The sequence below is a fragment of the Mesorhizobium sp. M00.F.Ca.ET.216.01.1.1 genome, assembly GCF_004010325.2.
GTDB lineage: Bacteria > Pseudomonadota > Alphaproteobacteria > Rhizobiales > Rhizobiaceae > Mesorhizobium.
Window position 1 is genome coordinate 81,969 of record NZ_SADR02000021.1, and the last position, 16,451, is coordinate 98,419.

Annotated in this window: 19 protein-coding genes; 9 read left to right on the plus strand and 10 right to left on the minus strand. The window is 62.7% G+C overall.

What is annotated here, in order from left to right:
* Positions 1–18: 18 nt before the first annotated feature.
* Positions 19–321: a hypothetical protein gene (locus EN859_RS24835; RefSeq protein WP_127855452.1), complete on the minus strand. Its 303-nt coding sequence runs from the start codon at positions 319–321 to the stop codon at positions 19–21.
* Between the two features lie 295 nt (positions 322–616).
* Between EN859_RS24835 and msuE the strand changes: the two genes are divergently transcribed.
* The 6 genes from msuE to EN859_RS24865 all read left to right on the plus strand — a co-directional run bounded on the left by msuE (position 617) and on the right by EN859_RS24865 (position 6,497).
* Complete coding sequence (gene msuE / locus EN859_RS24840; protein ID WP_127855453.1) at positions 617–1,174, plus strand: FMN reductase; 558 nt, start codon at positions 617–619, stop codon at positions 1,172–1,174.
* A 67-nt stretch (positions 1,175–1,241) separates the two neighbouring features.
* Entirely contained in the window at positions 1,242–2,606 is a 1,365-nt protein-coding gene (locus EN859_RS24845) for an LLM class flavin-dependent oxidoreductase (protein WP_127855454.1), read from the plus strand.
* A 24-nt stretch (positions 2,607–2,630) separates the two neighbouring features.
* Positions 2,631–3,479: an ABC transporter permease gene (locus EN859_RS24850; protein WP_127855455.1), complete on the plus strand. Its 849-nt coding sequence runs from the start codon at positions 2,631–2,633 to the stop codon at positions 3,477–3,479.
* A gap of 59 nt (positions 3,480–3,538) precedes the next feature.
* Complete coding sequence (locus tag EN859_RS24855) at positions 3,539–4,537, plus strand: ABC transporter substrate-binding protein (RefSeq protein ID WP_127855456.1); 999 nt, start codon at positions 3,539–3,541, stop codon at positions 4,535–4,537.
* 17 nt (positions 4,538–4,554) lie between these two features.
* Complete coding sequence (locus EN859_RS24860; RefSeq protein ID WP_127855457.1) at positions 4,555–5,316, plus strand: ABC transporter ATP-binding protein; 762 nt, start codon at positions 4,555–4,557, stop codon at positions 5,314–5,316.
* 386 nt (positions 5,317–5,702) lie between these two features.
* Positions 5,703–6,497, plus strand: coding sequence for an HNH endonuclease (locus EN859_RS24865; protein WP_189502215.1), 795 nt, complete (start codon positions 5,703–5,705; stop codon positions 6,495–6,497).
* A gap of 128 nt (positions 6,498–6,625) precedes the next feature.
* Here the strand turns inward: EN859_RS24865 and EN859_RS24870 are convergent, their stop codons facing one another.
* Positions 6,626–7,081, minus strand: coding sequence for a pyridoxamine 5'-phosphate oxidase family protein (locus tag EN859_RS24870; protein WP_127855458.1), 456 nt, complete (start codon positions 7,079–7,081; stop codon positions 6,626–6,628).
* Positions 7,082–7,428: 347 nt separating this feature from the next.
* Here EN859_RS24870 and EN859_RS24875 point away from each other — a divergent pair, with 347 nt between their 5' ends.
* Entirely contained in the window at positions 7,429–7,701 is a 273-nt protein-coding gene (locus tag EN859_RS24875; RefSeq protein WP_127855459.1) for a hypothetical protein, read from the plus strand.
* Between the two features lie 66 nt (positions 7,702–7,767).
* On the opposite strand, the gene EN859_RS24880 is transcribed toward EN859_RS24875, so the two are convergent.
* From EN859_RS24880 to EN859_RS24895, 4 genes are all read right to left on the minus strand, one after another.
* A complete protein-coding gene (locus EN859_RS24880) occupies positions 7,768–9,747 on the minus strand; it encodes an acyltransferase family protein (protein ID WP_127855460.1) in 1,980 nt (659 codons plus the stop codon).
* Between the two features lie 406 nt (positions 9,748–10,153).
* A complete protein-coding gene (locus EN859_RS24885; protein ID WP_127855461.1) occupies positions 10,154–10,501 on the minus strand; it encodes an SPW repeat protein in 348 nt (115 codons plus the stop codon).
* Positions 10,502–10,798: 297 nt separating this feature from the next.
* Complete coding sequence (locus EN859_RS24890) at positions 10,799–11,020, minus strand: alkylphosphonate utilization protein (RefSeq protein WP_127855462.1); 222 nt, start codon at positions 11,018–11,020, stop codon at positions 10,799–10,801.
* A gap of 124 nt (positions 11,021–11,144) precedes the next feature.
* On the minus strand, positions 11,145–11,438 hold the full coding sequence (locus EN859_RS24895) for a hypothetical protein (RefSeq protein ID WP_127855463.1): 294 nt from the start codon (positions 11,436–11,438) through the stop codon (positions 11,145–11,147).
* A gap of 311 nt (positions 11,439–11,749) precedes the next feature.
* Here EN859_RS24895 and EN859_RS24900 point away from each other — a divergent pair, with 311 nt between their 5' ends.
* Positions 11,750–12,580: a hypothetical protein gene (locus EN859_RS24900; RefSeq protein WP_189502217.1), complete on the plus strand. Its 831-nt coding sequence runs from the start codon at positions 11,750–11,752 to the stop codon at positions 12,578–12,580.
* A 295-nt stretch (positions 12,581–12,875) separates the two neighbouring features.
* Here EN859_RS24900 and EN859_RS24905 read toward each other — a convergent pair whose 3' ends face one another.
* The gene (locus tag EN859_RS24905; protein ID WP_127855464.1) at positions 12,876–13,106 is read right to left on the minus strand and encodes a hypothetical protein; all 231 of its coding nucleotides are present in this window, start codon (positions 13,104–13,106) and stop codon (positions 12,876–12,878) included.
* Between the two features lie 64 nt (positions 13,107–13,170).
* Positions 13,171–13,413 carry a hypothetical protein gene (locus EN859_RS24910; RefSeq protein ID WP_127855465.1) on the minus strand — a complete coding sequence of 81 codons (243 nt, stop codon included), beginning with the start codon at positions 13,411–13,413 and terminating at the stop codon, positions 13,171–13,173.
* A 316-nt stretch (positions 13,414–13,729) separates the two neighbouring features.
* Here EN859_RS24910 and EN859_RS24915 point away from each other — a divergent pair, with 316 nt between their 5' ends.
* Positions 13,730–14,665, plus strand: a complete 936-nt coding sequence (locus EN859_RS24915; RefSeq protein ID WP_127855466.1) for a hypothetical protein — start codon at positions 13,730–13,732, stop codon at positions 14,663–14,665.
* Between the two features lie 109 nt (positions 14,666–14,774).
* On the opposite strand, the gene EN859_RS24920 is transcribed toward EN859_RS24915, so the two are convergent.
* Positions 14,775–15,710: a phosphatidate cytidylyltransferase gene (locus EN859_RS24920; RefSeq protein ID WP_127855467.1), complete on the minus strand. Its 936-nt coding sequence runs from the start codon at positions 15,708–15,710 to the stop codon at positions 14,775–14,777.
* A gap of 71 nt (positions 15,711–15,781) precedes the next feature.
* Positions 15,782–16,444, minus strand: a complete 663-nt coding sequence (locus tag EN859_RS24925) for a lysophospholipid acyltransferase family protein (RefSeq protein WP_127855468.1) — start codon at positions 16,442–16,444, stop codon at positions 15,782–15,784.
* Positions 16,445–16,451: the final 7 nt, after the last annotated feature.

Consider the following 16,451-nt stretch of genomic DNA (forward strand, 5'->3'; position numbering starts at 1 on the left):
TCGAATCAGGACGTCAGGTCACCTTCTACAAACGCGGATTTTCTCGACGATCCGATGGTGATGACGCCAGTGCTTAACGTACTCGACGTGGCAGCGCCGATTATACCGGTGATAGTAGCGCGGCCTGTAGTCTTCCTCATCATACACGTCGCGACGATAGTAGCTGTCATCGTCATCGGTGTCGTACGTGCGATACCTGGGGACGTAATAATCATCGTCATAGCCGGTGCCGATGCCGATCGAAACACCCGCATTTGCCGGAGGGATCATGGATGCCGCCGAGGCAATGGCGATCACGGAGGCCAACAGGAGCTTCTTCATGGCTACCTCCTTCTCAAGGTTGCTCTAATGGAAAACCCCTGAGCCGCAGCCTCGTTCCACAAATTCGTGAGATTTGAGGGTACGAAGGGGACGCGTAGCCGATCGGTCGCCGTGCTGCACGGCGCTGCATGCCGGACGTTCAGCGTTTCGCATTTCGCGTCGAATGGACCCAATTGCGGGCAATGTGCCGCAAACTTCATCCGCTTGTCGGGCTTTTTTTGAAATCTTCTCGCTCACTTAATTCTACAAAATCGGTAGTGTTAATGCAGATAAGCCGTTTTCCGTGGAGCCGAAGATGTCAAAAAAGCTGGTGGTGGGGGTGTCAGGCAACCTGACTCGTCCGTCGAAGACCAGGGCGTTCATAAGCCACATCGTCGCAGACGTGGCGCACAGCACCGGCGCATCCTCGACTGTTTTCGACGTCGAGGATCTCGGTCCGTCCTTCCCGCAGGCAAGGCGTATTGGCGAACTGGATCCGTCAGCCCGCAACATCGTCGAGCAATTATTGGGCGCCGAGGTCCTGGTGGTCGGCTCACCCACCTTCAAAGGCAGCTATACCGGGCTTTTCAAACATTTCTTCGACCTGCTCGACCCGTTATCCCTTAGGGGAAAGCCAATCATCCTCGCAGCGACCGGCGGCGGTGAGCGTCATTCGTTGATCATCGAACACCAGCTTCGGCCTCTGTTCGGCTTCTTCGAGGCACTGACGATGCCGACCGCAATCTATGCTTCCGACAAGGACTTCGCCAACGGCGCGCTGGTGTCGAAAGCCATTCAGGCCCGCGCCCGGCAAGCGGTTACTGAAGTATGCCGGGTGGTCGGAGTGCCCGACAGAGTCGGTGTCGCCGCCTGAACACCATCGAGTAGCCGCCCCACTTCCGCGCAGTCCCCACTCCCGCACAGTCCTGGAGGAATTCGCAATGACTACACCCAGCAAATCCAGACAGATCAAACTGGGCGCATTCCTGCCCGGCGGCGGACAGCACATCGCCGCTTGGCGCCATCCTGACGCGCCGGCCGACGGCGCGACGAATTTCGAGGTCCACAGGCAGCTTGCCGTGACTGCCGAGCGCGGCCTGTTCGACGCCTACTTTCTGGCCGACAATCTGACGGTCGGCCTTGGCGCCCGCGAAGGGGGCAACGCCAAGATCGCCGGCTTCGAGCCGGTGACGCTGTTTGCCGCACTGGCGCCGCTCACCACCCATCTCGGCTTCATTGCCACCGCTTCCACCACCTATGAGGAGCCCTACACGCTGGCCCGCAAATTCGCCTCGCTCGATCTTTTGTCGAATGGCCGGGCCGGCTGGAACGTCGTGACGTCGGCGGGGGACGAGACCGCGCGCAATTTCAATCGCGACACGCAGCCTGCGCACGCTGAGCGCTATGCCCGGGCGCACGAACATGTCGAGACGGTCAAGGCACTGTGGGACAGTTGGGAGGACGACGCCTTCATCCGCGACAAGAGATCGGGGCGCTTCTACGACAAGGATAAGCTTCACGACATCGACCACAAGGGCGCGCATTTCAGCGTCAAGGGTCCGCTCAACGTGCCGCGTCCGGTGCAGGGCCATCCGGTGGTGGTGCAGGCCGGGCAGTCGGAGGATGGCCGCAAGCTTGCCGCCCAATCGGCTGAGGTGATCTTCACCGCCCACCAGAGCCTGGCCTCGGCGCAGGAGTTCTATCGCGACATCAAAGTGCGCGTGAAAGCGGCCGGCCGCGATCCCGAACAAGTGCTGATCATGCCCGGCGTAGCGCCTTTCGTCGGCCGTACCGAAGCGGAAGCGCACGCCAAATACCAGCAGTTGAACGACCTGATCCTTCCCGAGGATGGCGTGGCGCTGCTCAATGCGTTGGCGGGTCAGACGCTCGACATCACAGGCTATCCGCTCGACGGACCGCTGCCGCCGAGCAAGGAAACCGAAGGTATGAAGAGCCGTCAGGCGCTGATCCGCCAGATTGCCGACGAGCACAACTTCACAATCCGACAGCTCTACCAGTGGGTGGCCACGGCCCGCGGCCACTACACCGTCATCGGTAGCGCCAGGCAGGTGGCCGATCAGCTGGAGGAGTGGTTCGGCAACGAAGCCGCTGATGGCTTCAACATCCTACCGCCCTGGCTGCCTGGCGCGCTCGACGATTTTGTCGACCTGGTGATCCCCGAGCTGCAGCGCCGCGGCCTGTTCCGCACCGCCTATGAGGGCAGGACGCTGCGTGAGAACCTCGGCCTCAAGCGGCCGGCAAACCCCTGGACCACCGCCCGCTCGACCGTGCTGGCCGCCGAATGATCCTCTGACAGGAAGGGTGCGACGATGAGTTTGCAACGCATTGAGCGTCCGGTCATCATCGGCACGCGTGGCAGCGGAACCAGCCTTGGCGCGGATTTCTTGCGCCCGGGCAGTCGAGCAACCTTCCGCTTTCTGTCTCGCTACGGCGTCCTGGTGGCCTTCCTCGCGCTCTGGCAGGTGTCGAGCAGCGCGGGATGGGTCAATGCCGCAGTGCTGCCGCCGATCGACACCATCGTTGCCGCACTGTGGAAGGGCCTGGCTGGCGGCAGCCTGCTCGGCGACATCGCCATCAGCCTGCAGCGCGCCGGCATCGCCTTCGCGGCAGCCGTGGCGGTCGCCATCCCGCTCGGTCTCTTTATGGGCCAGGTGCGCGCCGTCGAAACCGCGCTTGATCCGATCCTGCAGGTTTTCCGGCAGACTTCGGCGCTGGCGCTCTACCCGGTGTTCATCCTGCTGCTCGGGCTGGGTGAGGCCTCCAAGGTCTTCGTCATCTTCTGGGCGACGCTGTTTCCGCTGCTGCTCAACACCATCAGCGGCGTCAAGGAAGTCGATCCGAAGCTGATCGAGATGGCCCGCGTCTATGGTGCTGCGCGGCTCACCGTATTCCGTCGTGTCGTGCTCCCGGGCGCCGTTCCGTCGATCTTCGTCGGGCTGAGGCTGAGTGCGACCACGGCGCTGCTGTTGCTGATCGCTTCGGAAATGATCGGCGCCAACAAGGGCATCGGTTTCCAGGTGATGAACGCGCAATACAACTTCCAGATCCCGCTGATGTTTGCGGCGATCGTCATCCTCGCCGGCCTCGGCCTGATCGCCAACCAGGCGCTGGTCAGCCTGCAGCGGCGGCTCTGCCGCTGGAGCAACCCCATCGACTGAGCAGTGACGCCTTTCACCATCATCTCAAACCCAGCATCTCAAACAGGAAAGACCGGACCATGAAAATCACTCGCCGTTCCCTGCTTGCCGGCGCTCCCCTTGCCGCCGGCTTTCTCGCCGCCGGCCTGCCCCGCTTCGCCCTCGCGCAAGCCGCGCCAGTCACCTTGCGCTACCTCGCCAGCCGTGGCGGCATCTCCCCGCATGAGCTCGCGGACGCGCTCGGCTACTTCGAAGACCTCGGCGTCAAGCTGGAGAATGTCGGTTACGCGGGCGGTGGACCGGAATCGCTGTTCGCGCTCGCCTCCGGCAGCGTCGATCTCGGCTCGGCCGCAACCGCCGCCGTGATCAATTCGATCTCCGGCGGCAACGACTTCGTCGCCGCCTATCCAAGCAACGGCATCAACAAAGAAGTGCGCAGCGTCTTCTACGTGCTGGACGACAGTCCGATCAAATCGATCGCCGACATCGCCGGCAAGACCATTGCGGTCAACACGCTCGGTGCCCATCTCGACTACACGGTGCGCGAGGCGCTGCACAGCGTCGGCCTGCCGCCGGATGCCGCCAACCTCGTCGTAGTGCCTGGACCGCAGCTCGAGCAGACCTTGCGGTCGCGCCAGGTCGACATCGCGGCACTCGGCTATTGGCAGGCGACCTTCGCCGGTGCCCTGGTCGACCACGGCGGCGTGCGCGGCGTGTTCAACGACACCGATGTGCTGGGCGAACTGGCCGGCGGCTTCGTCGTACTGCGGCGCGACTTCATCGCGGCGCATCCGGACGCCGCCCGCAACTTCGTCGAGCAGGCCGCGCACGCCGCCGACTGGTCGCGCCAAAACCCTGACGAAGCGCGCAAGGTGCTCGCCAACATCCTGAACAAGCGCGGCGAAAATGGTGAGCTGGCGCGCTATTGGACCGGCTTCGGCCTGCGCGAAGGGGCGAAGGCAGACGACCGCGACATCGACTTCTGGGTGAGCGTGCTGGAGCGCGACGGCCGCCTGCCCAAGGGCAAGCTGAAAGCAGCCGACATCCTTTATCGACCCGGCGAAACGAAAACCAATTGAGAGCGGAGACGAGCGCGATGAGCACGGCGAGCCGCGGCGAGGTCAGCATACGCGACCTCTCCAAATCCTTCACGCTTGGCGGGCGTCCGCTTGCCGTGCTGAGGGCGCTCAACCTCGATGTCCGCTCGGGCGAATGCCTGGTCATCGTCGGCGCCAGCGGATCGGGCAAGACCACGCTGCTGCGCATTCTCGCCGGGCTGGAGGCCGCCGACAGCGGCGGTGTCGCGATCGACGGCAAGCCGGTCCACGGCGTCGGCTCCGAGCGTGCGGTGATCTTTCAGGAACCGCGCTTGCTGCCCTGGCTGTCGGTGCTAGGCAACGTCACTTTTGGCCTTGAGGTGCGGGGTGTGCCCAAGACGGATGCCGAGGAAAGGGCCCGCTTCTATATCGCGCTCGTCGGCCTCGCCGAATTCAGCGATGCCTATCCCAGACAGCTTTCGGGCGGCATGGCGCAGCGCGTCGGCATCGCCCGGGCCCTGACCGTACAGCCTGAGATCCTGCTCCTCGACGAGCCCCTGGGCGCGCTCGACGCCATGACCAAGATCGGCATGCAAGAGGAACTGGCACGCATCTGGAGCGAGGAGAACGTCACCATGGTGATGGTTACCCATGACCTGGAAGAGGCGATCTATCTTGCCGACAGGGTGCTGATCCTGCCCCGGGAGAAGGGCGGCGCGGCGCGGTTGATTGACGTCGAACTGCCCCGCCCACGCGACCGCAGCGGCAGCCGGTTTGTGCGCTATCGCGAGGAACTGCTACGTGAGTTTGGCCTGCACTGATAGAGCGAGGCGAGCAAGACACTGCGCTTGACATGCCGACGGGGGCAACTACGAGCCATCGATCCTGTCCGATCTGCCGACCAGCGCAGTGCTGGGAGCGCCGGTCCAAATTTGCACCGAGCCTTAATGATGGTGAAGCTCTCGAATAGAACTTGTTCGGCCTACGACAATTAATTCAAAATTTTCAAGGCGATGTCGCAGTTCTGGTGGTTAATCACAATCAGACCGCCCGCCAAGAGGTCGACGGGCAGTATCTCTGGTCCCCCAGACCGAGAGCAACGGTGCACGCAGCGAGTTCTATAACAACATGCGTCGGGCAACGCCCGGGGACCTCATACTGTCCTATTTCGACCAAGCAGTGCGCTATGTTGGTCGGGTAACGGAGTTTGCATTCACAGCTCCGAAGCCAGCAGAGTTCAAAAACACTGGAGCGTATTGGAATCAGGAAAGGTTGGCTGCTCCCGGTGTATTGGACGCCACTTGCGCCGTCGGTTCGCCCTAAGGCCATTATCGGCGAGTTGAGTCCGCTTCTGCCAGTCCGGTACTCGCCGATCCATCGAATCTCCGGATCAGGCAATCAGAAGGCCTATCTCGCCGGCGTCTCGCCGGATGTGTTTCACACAATTGTCGCAGGCGCGGCTTTCAACGGCGACGCTCTGGTGCGTGGCGGCGCCAACAGCCTTACTTTTGAGGTCGTCAACGAAGTGCTGGAGGACGCGGTCGAGCGCCGCATCCGAGAGGGTATTCAACTGGAGGACACGGAGAAGGACGTCATTCTAGCTCGTCGTGGCCAGGGGAAATTCCGCACGAATGTTGAAGCGGTAGAGCGGTCCTGCCGTCTGACTGGCGTAACCACCCCTTCGCTCCTGATCGCTAGCCACATCAAACCTTGGCGCCTGTGCGTCTCTGCGCAGGAGCGCCTGGACGGCATGAATGGCCTGCTCCTCACGCCCGACGCCGACCATCTGTTCGACCGTGGGTTCATCAGTTTTGAAGACGGTGGCGAGGTCCTCGTCTCCCCACGCGTCGACAAAACAGATTTGCAGCGTCTCGGATTCGATCAGTTGATGATGCAGAGTTTCGGCTTTTCCGAAGCTCCCGCAGTTTGGCGCACCGCAGCCTTCACCCCGCCACAGCAGGGTTACCTTGCCCACCACCTAACGGATGTGTTCGTTGCTTAGCGATTGCGCCTACGCGTTTCCGTCTGTTTCACTTTCCTCGTCAACGAACCGCTGCCATGTCGCCCTCCGCAGCCTCACGGCCCGATCCGCCTTGCGGAGGGCCGAACGGCCCTCTGGGCAATAAGCGCTTAGCAAGTGACGTGGTCTGTGTGGCCGAAGCCCTTGGAGTAGTCGAGTACGGAGATGACCGTCGGAGTAACGCGGAAGATACGGACATCCTCCGGAGTCGGCATGGGAACCGGCAGGGGGGAGACCTGTTCAGGGTACTTCTGCGGAAGCATTTGCAAGACCCTGGCCGCTTCGGCCGGATCAGACACCGCTTTCGCGTGCGCCGCCATGGACAGGCCGGCAATCGCCATCAGATTCGGAGTGTCGTGATCGATAGCCAGTGACACCCGATCATCGCGCGACAGATTGGCCGCCTTTTGGCTGTCCAGGCCGCAGAGGAAGTAAAGGACGAGGCCTTCGTTCACATAGCCGACGGTCGTCGCCTGCGGCCAGCCATCTGGCCTTAGCGTGGCAATCGTCATGATCCGGTGTTGGTCTAATAGCGTCAGGATCTTCTTTCTGAGCTCTTCGTCCATCGGTCGTCTCCATGATCATGGGGAACTAAATGCAGAATGGGCATTATCCGGCCGCCAGACGCTTTGGCGTTGACGCAGGTCAAAGCAGGACGCTCGACAAACCAGGCACCATTGGTGGCATCACGCTCTCTCGCCGAGCCGGCCGCTGGAAGCTTCCCTTAAGTGGCTGGCAAGCGTCGAAAGGTGCAGCAGGTGGATGCGCGACCTCGCTGAAAGCACCTCAGCCCGTCCCGGCGGAACCTTACAGCCCGTTGCCGCTTTAAGCGCCATGATAAAGCGCTGATAAATGAGGGCGATATAATACCCTACGCTGTCGAGCGACGAAGGGCTGGGACGGAGAAATGACCATGGCGATAGAGACGACCGAGCGCGTAGTCGAATTCGCGCGCGAGCAACTCAAGCACCAGATCAGGGACGTGCTTGATGATCCGTCACGGCTGACGACGATGCCTGAGGAGTTGATCGCCAACTATTTCAACGAGGCGCGGCTGCTTGCCGCTGATCTCGGTTTGGATTTCGATCTCCTCGTAGATGAAATGGGGACCGATCACGAGCGCGATCGGCTGCGCCGGCTAGAAAGCTCGGCGGCGGTCAGTCCGCCCGAGGGCCCCGATCAGTGATCGGTTGGCGGCTGCTTTCTGATCATCTGGATGTGGGGCGGCTTCGGGTCATGGACAGGTATTCCCCTACCTCTGCGCCACCACCTTCGAAAACAGCGCGTGTTCCATCGGCTGCTCCAGCGTTTCGGCAAAGGGCGTTGCCAGGTGGTGGCGGTCGCGGAAGGCGAGCTTGCCGTCGATGAACGCATGGCAGGTGGTCTGGTCGCAGAAGCGGTCGGTCATGTCGATGTAGGTGGCGTTCGGAATGGTGCGCACGATGTCGCGCTCGGTCGCGGCGATGTCGTCGTTTGCCGCCATCACCCGCGGCGTGTCGCACACGTCCGGTGCCTGACCGCGCCACAGGGCGCGGGCCACGCATTTGTCGATATAGCTGCCATTGTAGGGCACGTCCCGGATAACCGCGACCTTGATGCCCGCCTGGCTGAATGCCCCCAGCGTCCAGCGCAGGCCGGTCCTCCACTCCTCGTCCCAATTGACGTGCTTCCATTCCTCGGGCGATTCCCTGATCACATTGCCGATCGAGTATTCCGAGATCACCACCAGTTGTGGATGCGAGGCGATGATGTCCTTGATCGATTGCTCGCGCCATTGGTCGCACTCGGTGTAGTCGCGCTTCATCCGCCAGTTCCAGGTCGTCACCCGCGAGGCCCGGCAGGAGGATTTGAGATAGGTGGCGACGCGGTAGTTGTTTTTCCTGGCCGCCTCGATCAGCGGCGTCGACCAGTGGTCGGCATGCGAGTCGCCGAACAGCACCACCGAGCGCTCGGCATTTTTGGCGCCGAACACGCAGGACTTCGGCTTCACGGTCGCGAAATCGAGCACGCAGCCTCGATTGGCGGCGCGCACGGTGGATTTCTGCGCCGCACTCTCGGCAATAATGCGTTGTTCGGGGCTGAAATTGTGCTCGGCGAACCGCGCATTGCCATAGGCCGCGACCACGCCGGCGCCGGTCAGTGCCGCGGCGGGCACCAGTGCGCGTGCCGCTCCCGCCATCAGCCAGCCATTGCGGCGGATCGGGTTTTCGATGCAGCGATAGGTGAAGGCCGACAGCGCCAGCGTCACCGCCGCGCAGGCCAGGCGCTGGGCGACGGTCAGGTTGGGGATGATCATCGGCGCGAAGACGATCACCGGCCAGTGCCAGAGATAGAGCGAGTAGGAGAGCTTGCCCAGCCACTGCATCGGCGGCAGCGACAGCAAGGCGTTCGGCAGGTTGCGCGCCGTGCTCTGGCCGGCGCCGCTGCCGCTGAGCAGCACCAGCACCGTGCCGGCCACCGGCACCAGCGCGATCACGCCGGGGAAGGCGGATTCCTCGCTGATCATCAGATAGGCAGCTGCGATCAGCGCCAGCCCGATCAGGGCCTGCACGGTGGCAAGCAGCGGCCGGTCGCGCCAGAAGCCTGCCGGCGCCATGGTGGCGAGGCCGCCGGCGGCGAATTCCCAGGCCCTGAGCGGCGAGAAATAAAACGCCCAGGGCTGCGATACGGCGGTCAGCCAGGCGCAGAAGGCGAACGAGACGATGCCGGCGAGCCCGATCGCCAGGATTGCCGTGCGCCGGCCCGGACGCAGCCATGCCGCCAAAAGCAGCAACGTCGGCCATGCCAGGTAGAACTGTTCCTCGACCGAGAGCGACCAGAAGTGGATGAACGGGTTGTTGGTGGCGTCCGCGGCGAAATAGTCGAACGACCAGCGGATCAGCCACAAATTGATCGCATAGGCGGAGGCGAACATGGCGCCCTTCGAATAGAGCGCCTGTTCCTCCGGCGACAGGATGAAGTAGCCGGCCACCAGCGTGGCGAGGATGACGAACAGCGCCGCCGGCAGCAGCCGCCTTGCGCGCCGGGCGTAGAAGCGCCACAGGTTCAGCCCGCCGGTCTCGGTGATTTCCGTCAGCAGGTGCCTGGTGATCAGGTAGCCGGAGATCACGAAGAAGATGTCGACGCCGGTGAAGCCGCCGGGCAGGGCGGTGAGGCCGAAATGGTAGGCGATGACGCCCGACACCGCCACCGCGCGCATGCCTTCGATATCCGGCCGAAATGATGCCGCCACAATCGACCCCTCGTATTGGTCGTTGATAGCCCTGCCCGTTGCAAAGGTTCGACGCTGCGTGCCGACACCGCAATGCAACAAATCTAACGCAGTGCAACATAAGTGGAGATTGGCGGGGCGGGGCTTCTTACCTCTCCCCTTGTGGGAGAGGTCGGATTGCTTCACAAATCGGTTGGCAATCCGGGTGAGGGGTAAGTTGGCGCCAAGCTGGAACACCCCTCATCCGTCTCGGCGCTACGCACCGATCCACCTTCTCCCACAAGGGGAGAAGGAAGAGGCGCAAACCACTACGGCAGCACGATTTTTGCGCGCAATACTAAAGCGGCCCGAACCTGCGGGCCTGTATAAGAACTCCAGCCATTAGAGGAGCCCGCAGCTCGCGGGCTCCTCCACTTGTCGCTACCGGTCACGCATGAGCGGGCGGGTGATGCCGGTAGTCCCATACTGCCCAGGCCGATGCGGCAACCACCAGCACGCCGAGGACCACATGGGTCGCCATCGCGTTGGCGTTAACCGCGAACCCGAGCAGCCAGGGCGAGACGATCAGCCAGAGCCCGACAACAAGGTTCACCCATTCCTCCCACTCGGCGAATGCCGACAGCGCTGCCACAGCCAAGGCCGCGAGCACAACGCCGGCAATCCAGGCGTTCCACGCGGGGTTGGTTTCAGCAGCGAAGCCGATAACCCAAGGTGAGATGAACAGGCAGACCGCAAGGGCCAGATTGATCCAGTCCTGGGCCTTCATATTTGCCATGACAACCTCCACTGAATGAAGCTTGACCAAAGCACTGCGTTTCGCGTGCAACGCACGCTTGTCTATTGATATATCGCACTTTTAACGGTCTTCAAGGAGCGGCGCGGCAGGGCGGCGCTGGCGATTCTTCCTTCTCCGCTTGCTGGAGAAGGTGGATCGGCGCGCAGCGCCGAGACGGATGAGGGGTGTTCCAGCTTGGCGCTAGCTTATCCCTTCACCCGGATTGCCGCGATTTGTGAAGGACAAATCGGGGCAATCCGACCTCTCCCACAAGGGGAGAGGCAGGGGTGCCAGGCGTCACGCCTTTTTCAGGAACTCGGTTTTCAGCACCAGGCCCTTGACCTGCTTGGTGTTGCACTCGATCTCGCCGGGATTGCCGGTGAGGCGGATGTTCTTCACCAGCGTGCCGCGCTTGATCGTCTCCGACGTGCCCTTGACCTTCAGGTCCTTGATCAGGGTGACGGAATCGCCCTCATTCAGCTCCGTGCCGTTGCTGTCTCTCACGATCGCGTCTGCCATGTCGGGTCTTTCCTGGGGTCCGGGCTTTGCCGGCCCGTATTGGCGCCGGTCGCCCCACTATCCCGCAGGTTACGGCAAGGTCAAGCGCGCTGGCGCCACCAGTCCGGTTGCCTGGAAGCCGGCGTCACTGGTTGCCGCCGAGCTGCTTGGCCATCTTGCAGAAGTCGGCATGCGTCTGGGCAATGCCTGCGTCGCTGCATTCCTTCATTATCATGGTCCTGTCGTCCGTGGGCATGGCTGCCCATGCGGTCTTGAACTCGGCTTCCGACTTCATGGTTTTCATGCCGGTATCGGTAAAGAAGGGTGACATTTTTTGCGGATCGTCGAGCGCCGAGGTTCCGGTCGTGGCACCGGCAAGCGCCGTGCCGGTCACCATCGAAAGCGCCATCGCGCCCATGCAAAGCATCTTGATGCTCATGACTATTTTCTCCTGGTTGCTTAAGGATCGTCGAAGCGATCCATGGAGAAAAAAACGGACCTTCTGCGCAAAGGTTCCGAAAGCGCCGGGAAAATTAGAAAATATTGCTTCAAATGGCAGAAATGAAACAAAATATTGCTAGCAGGCTGTCACCGCGCCTCGGACCAAACCTCCGATGGCGGCAAGGTCGAATCCCAAACGAGCTTTTCTCGATTCAGCAATTTTCGGCCTGTCCTTCGCCGTGACTTCCCTACACCCCTGTGCGCCGCCACCAATCTCGCGTAGACAGTCCTGCCCGCGCGTGAGAACCCATGCGAATACTGTTGCATACCCTCTTCCTCGGCCTCGCCGCCGCCAGCCTGTCGCCCGCGCGGGCCGCGGCTGGCGATTGCGGCGATGCTGCCGCCCTGGTGCAGCAGGCCTATCCCAAGGCCCGAAAGAGCGCCGACGGCGCCTCGTTCACGCTCGAACCCCATACCAGCGTCGCCCTGACGCTCCCGGAGGGCGATAATTCATTCGGCCTGGTCTGCAAGATCTGGCCCGCCCACGACGACCTGCTGCTGGTCGCAGTGCCGCTGATCGACAGCGCCAACAGCGACCACCAGCATGTCGGCGATATCGAGCTTCTGGTAGTCGACAGGAAGAGCCTGCAGGTGCGCCAGCGCCTGCTCCAGCCCGGGCTGATGACCGATGATGCCATCGCCATCCGCAAGGTCGAATTCGATACCGGCCGCTATGGGCTGGCCCCCAATGTCACCGCCTTCGGCCTGCGCATCGAAATGGCAAACCATTCGCAGCCCAATCCCTTTGGCGAAACCGATCTGCGGCTCTATGCCCTCGCCGGCAATGTCCTGCGCGTTGTGCTCGACGGCCTTGCGGTGGCCGGCAATGGCGGCGAAAGTGATACCAATTGCGCCGGATTCTTTCATTCCAGCGAGGTCAGCCTGGCGATGAGCCCGGTAAGCCATCACGGCTATCACGACATCACCGTGGTCGAGCGGAGGGACACCGACGAGCCCTCACTCGACAACAAGGGCGAGTGCCAGTCCCATCCCGGCAAGTCTGTGAACCGGACCTACCGGCTGCGCTATGACGGCAGCCGCTATCAGGTTCCGGCGGCGCTCAAGGCCCTGGGGCCATGAGAAGGCCGCTCGCATCCTTGCCGCAAGGTTTCGTCCGGAAATAAGTGCTTCACTCAGGCATCGTTCACCGCAGCAATGTGGCATTTGGCGGATGCGCTGAAAGACGAAAAGGCCCATCTCCCCTGCAAGTGGGGAGATGGCGCCTGCGATGCCGTCACCGCCAAGCCCGTCGATCACCGGCACTGCGATTGTCGCGTCGGACAATCCCGAACCGAGGGCTGCGCTGACCTTCGCTTCGAAAAAACCCTGGCCAAATAAAAGGATAGAGCCCCATCCGTTAGGGACGGATGAGGCTCTAGAAATGTATATCCAATGCCGGCGGATACGAACTGTAGCCATCCTCGCCGGCCGGCACCGCCTTTGTGCCGGCAGGAGCCGTGATCCCGCCGGTGGGCGTGTTGTCGAGCTGCGGCCGGCTTTTCTCGGCTGTCGCCGCTTTCGCATTGGTGACAGGGATCTTCGTTTTCGCCTCTGCGGTTTGAGATATTGCAAGCACGACGAGAAGTGCGGATAGCGCGAGTTTCATGACGGGCTCCTTCCTGGCCGATGCCAGAGTTACGCTGGCCGCCGCATCGGCCGGGCTCAAAAATTCAATGCTGGAAGCCGAGCGAGTCGAGCAGGGCGACCTGCTTGCCGTCGATGTAGAAGCGGATCACGTGCGCGCTGCCGTCGACTTCGATGCGCGTCGGCTCGATGGCCGGTGATGCCGGAGCCGGCTTGACATAACGCGACGGAAATTCGCCGGCCGGCGCGTAGTTCAGCATTACCACCAGTGCGGCGCATCCGGCTGCAAGCGCGATGAAGGGGGTTGCGGGAGAAGCAGTCCAGGACATCGGATTATTCCTTCCTTGTTGAGCGGCATTTACGGTTTCGCTTGGGCCGCAGAGCTCGGTTAGCCGTCGCTCAAATCAGCCGTGCCATGACTTTGACGGAGGAAGGGATGCCTGCCTAAGCTCCAGATCGCGTGAGTTTGATGGATGGTGTGCCCCTCGCCCTGCCCGACTTTAGCGCGGCCCGGTCAGCCGAAAAGGGCAGGCGGGTGGAACGGCGTGGAATTCTCCGGAATTCCTGGAACATTAGCCTGTGGAAAAATACGGCGGCAAGTGCTGGCACGTGTTATGCTTGTAGTGGGCATAAAGGGGCGGTCGGATGGCACAGTATATCGCGCAGAAGTTACGCTTGACTTCGGCCCTGCTGGGAACCGTCAGCCGCAAGGACCTGGCGGCGGCGTTCCGGAACGTCAATCCGAAAACGGCCTTCGATCTCGGCCGCGCCGACAAATGGCTGCAGGGCCGCGCCCAGCCACGCGAACTCAGCGTCTACGACGATTGGTCGAAGCTTCTTGGTCTCGATCAGCCCGGCGCCTGGATCGCCGAGAGCGACCTGCCGGCCTTCACGGCGGCGATCTGTGCGCGACACGGTGTCGACAGGGCCGAGCTGGAACGCCGCGCCGCCGCGCAGTCCGATGCGTCGCATGGGCATGAGGAGCGAAGCCTCGGCGTCGCGCTGGCCGGAACCTACGCCTGCTATTCGCGCGCTTTGTCGCCCTATTATCGCGGCCAGCTGATCAGGGGCACCCTGTCGATAGATGCGGGGGCGGGTGCGCATGGCCTGACTGCAGCCTATCGCGAGGTGTTGCCGACCGGGCAACTGCTGGTCGCCGGGCCGGTGACGCCGGCAAAACGCGGCCTCTATGCGCTTCTAAAGGAAACCGGCGGCGACGCGCATTTCTTCCTCTGCCTGTTCCCGCAGTCGCAGCCGGGCAGCATTCTGGGCGGCTATATGTGCGGCGGCGCCATCATCGGCCCGGAGCCGCAGCCATCCCTGACCAGGATCCTGATCGTGCGCCTGCGCGACGCGGTGCCCGATGCATGGGGCGGATATCTGCCGCCCGGCCAGTCGATCGCCGCGGACCTGGCATCGCTTGGCCTGACCCTCGAACAGCCGGAAACGGTTGACCGGCAGTTGGCGCAGTTCCTCGTCGGCGACAGCGACGGCGGCGCCAACCAGATCCCGCCGGCCGAGTTCCGCGCCATCCTCGACGTATTCGACCGCCATTGGCTACGCCATTCGGGGTGGGGCTGAGGGGACTTTGATGCGCGGCCCGAAAACGCCGGCGCCGAAGCTGCCAATCTCCCCCGCAAGGGGGGAGATCGGCTCTCACCGCCGCTTTCGCAAATCTCCGACGTTTTGCTCACACCGTCCAGAAATACCTTACCGTATGAAAGAACACCGGGGCAGCGAAGACCAGGCTGTCGGCGCGGTCCATCATGCCGCCATGGCCCTCGATCAGGTGACCCCAGTCCTTTACCCCCTGGTCGCGCTTGATGGCCGAAGCGACCAGCCCGCCCAGAAATCCCATCAGGCAGGCGATGAAGGCGACGGCCGCCGCCTGCATCGCCGAAAACGGTGTCAGGAACGACAGCAGCGCGCCGAGCAGGCTCGATGCCACCAGCCCGCCGATAAGCCCTTCCCAGGTTTTCGACGGCGACACGGTCGGCGACAGACGGTGCCTGCCGAACAGCTTGCCGAAGATGTACTGCAGCACGTCGCTGCCTTGCACGGTGATGATCAGGAAGGCGATCAGTAACAGGTTGCGGCCCTCGAAGCCGGGCACATTCAGCGTCAGCAGCGCCGGCACGTGGCTGACGCAGTAGACCGAGATCATCACGGCCCATTGCTGCGCCGAGACGCGCTCGAGGAAGCGCTCGGTGTCGCCGTTGAGCGCCGTTATCGCCGGCATCAAAAGGAAGCAGTAGACGGGGATGAAGATGGTGAACAGGCCGTACCAGGCGGTCCACACCAGCCAGTACTGGAACGGGATGATGATGCCGAACATGCCGAGCAGCACCCAGTGGTCGCTGCGCCGGCTGTGCGTCAGCGTCACGAATTCGCGCAGCGCCGCAAACGAGATCAGCGCGAACAGGATGGTCATGCCGTAGCGGCCGAAGAAGAAGGCGACGGTGATCGCCAGCACCATCACCCACCAGGCGTTGATGCGCTGGTTTAGGTTGACCAGCGTCGGCCCGAGCGGTTTCGGCGCCCGCCACGACAGCATGCCGGCGACCAGGCTTGCCGTGGTCAGCACGCCAACCAGGCCGACGACCAGAATGACGGTTTCGTGCATCATTTGCAGCATCTTGCTCTTTGTTTGACCATGATCTTTTCCGAAAACCGGGCGCCACTTTTCGGGATCATGGTCTAATCATCTCGTTGCGGGCGGGGGTTGAGCGCCAGCAGTGTCTCGCGGGCACGCTCAAGAAAGGCGCGGCGTTCCTCGCCGGGCGCGATCGCCACCGGCGGGCCGAAGACGACGCGGCAGAGCAGCGGCACCGGCAGGAACTGGCCCTTGGGCAGCACGCGCGACATGTTCTCGATCCAGCACGGGATGAGTTCGACCTCAGGCCGCGCCATGGACAGATTGTAGAGGCCGGAGCGAAACGGCAGCAGCGCCTCGTCCGAGGTGTTGCGGGTGCCTTCGGGAAACAGGATCAGCGAATGGCCCTTATCGAGCACCGACAGCATGATCGCGATCGGGTTCTGCGCCGCGTCCGTCCACTGCCGGTGGATCAGCACGGAGGACAGCATGTCCTGCGCGATGAAGCGGCGCAGCCGCGATTTGCCCCAATATTCGGCGGCCGCCACGGCATGGGTGCGGGCGCGCACCTTTTCGCTGAGGCAGGCCGACAAAAGGATGAAGTCGCCGTGGCTGGCATGGTTGGCGAAGTAGATGCGCTGCCGCTCCGAAGGCTCGCTGCCGTTCCAGATCGGCCGCACCCCGGTCACCGCCCAGGCCAGCGCCGACAGGCCGACCGAGGTCGCCGTCTGCAGCAGGGTGAAGGTGCTGGTCCGAAGCGTGTTCATTGGCGGG